The organism is Exiguobacterium sp. s21 (assembly GCF_018617975.1).
Lineage (GTDB): Bacteria > Bacillota > Bacilli > Exiguobacteriales > Exiguobacteriaceae > Exiguobacterium > Exiguobacterium mexicanum_A.
The window spans coordinates 1-1,693 of record NZ_JACSLF010000025.1; the positions used below are offsets into that span (position 1 = coordinate 1).

The window sequence follows — 1,693 nt, forward strand, 5'->3', positions numbered from 1 at the left end:
GTGGTTCTTACGCAATGTTGGTGAATGATGATGAGCAATCGCCCGAAGGTGGTCGCTCATTTTTTTGGAATATCAGTGAGCACAACTCGGATCGGGATTTCGACAAAGCACCCGAATTCTGAGCAAGTCAAAATTTCCCCTTCCGTACATGAGTCGCTTCATCATCTTTAGACGATTGACGTTTCCTTCCACGTAACCATTGCTTTCTTCAAACTGACAGGCTGCCAGGATCACCTCTACATTTTGTTTGAGGCGACCCACGAAACGCTTCAGTCCGGGATGTGATGTGACTTGTGGATTGGTGATCAACGAAAGGAGATGCCCCGCGTCCCGTTCCCGAATCGCTTCCCGAAATCCTTGAATGAAACAGAACGGGATGGCGAGGTCTTCGTAACGGACCAACAGGTACGAGACATCGATGGTGTCATCCGTCCTAGTGACAGGCCATTGCCAGAGTAGACGACAGGCATCCTTGCGCGATACGAAAACCTGGGGTTCGGGAAGACCCTCACTCCGGGCGTCACGTGAACGGTGACGGACCGCGCCAAACGAGCCTCTGTAACCTAATTGTCTCAGATGAGCGTCCGTTTCCTGGAGTGTGTATCGATTTCGGACACATTCCCTCAATTGTGGCATGAAACGATCGATCAAGTGAGGTCTTTGTCGTTTCGGCGGGGAGGGTTCGTAAGCCGGATCACTGTATTTTTTGACGGTCCTCCAATTCAAGCTGAGCATCTGGGCGATCGCATTCAGACTCATCCCTTGGCGGTGCATGCTTTGAACCCTTTCGACCAACGGTCGTTTTGTCTCGTTCTCGGATCCAGTCGGATGTTGCGGTTTCAAACCGTATGATACGGCACCTTTCGGATTTACAGGGATTCGAGAGGGGAGGACACGCTGGCATATCGAATTGAGGCATCGCCATAGGTTATCTACGAGGTGGAAGCGGTCGCTCACCACTACGATGTCCTGGTCGAGCAATGCCTCTTGATAGGCTGGGAATCGATCGACCGATGCGCGGATAGGCCGTTTCTCCAGATTCACAAGCCAATCCTTCAACGTGTCTGCTTCGCGGGTCCGCAGCAGGTCGATGGGACGATGGGTGGTCGCGTCACAGATGATGGTCCCGTATCGGTGACCCTTTTTGAAGGCGAAGTCATCAATGCCGATCACCTCAGCGCAGGGGCTCGGGACGGGAACGCGTCGTAGCACCCTAAGTAGTGTGTCGTGACTGATTCGAAAACCTAGGACGGTCGTAACACGCTCGGCTTCCTTCGCACTCATGGCCAACATTAAAGTGGACAACACACGCTCCGTACGGAGCGTTCTCCGCGAATGAGAAATGGCCCACGGCAATCGCTCTGTAAAGATGGAACGTTGGCATATTGAGTTGTCGCAGAACCATTTCGGTACTTGAATGTTCAGACGGAAAACTTGATGTATTCCTGAGAAGTCTTTTAGCCGCCGTGTCGTGAAACTGTGACGTCGGTGACAAAACCGACCACAGTCTGGACAGCATGCACCGCTGGACACGAGACGAGCGGCACAGTGTCTCACCCCATCGTGTGAGTGAGCACTCGTGACGCACAGTCGATCATCTAAGAACTCCAACTCGTTCATGAGAATCAATCCTTTTTGATTTTATTCCCATAATGTCGGTATCACTACCTCACCAACATTGCGTAAGAACCAC

Annotated in this window: 1 protein-coding gene; it reads right to left on the reverse strand. The window is 52.0% G+C overall.

Features of this window, described 5'->3' with window-relative positions; all coding sequences use genetic code 11:
- Positions 1-72 precede the first annotated feature (72 nt).
- On the reverse strand, positions 73-1,620 hold the full coding sequence (locus KNP06_RS15505) for an ISL3 family transposase (RefSeq protein ID WP_128124366.1): 1,548 nt from the start codon (positions 1,618-1,620) through the stop codon (positions 73-75).
- Positions 1,621-1,693 lie beyond the last annotated feature (73 nt).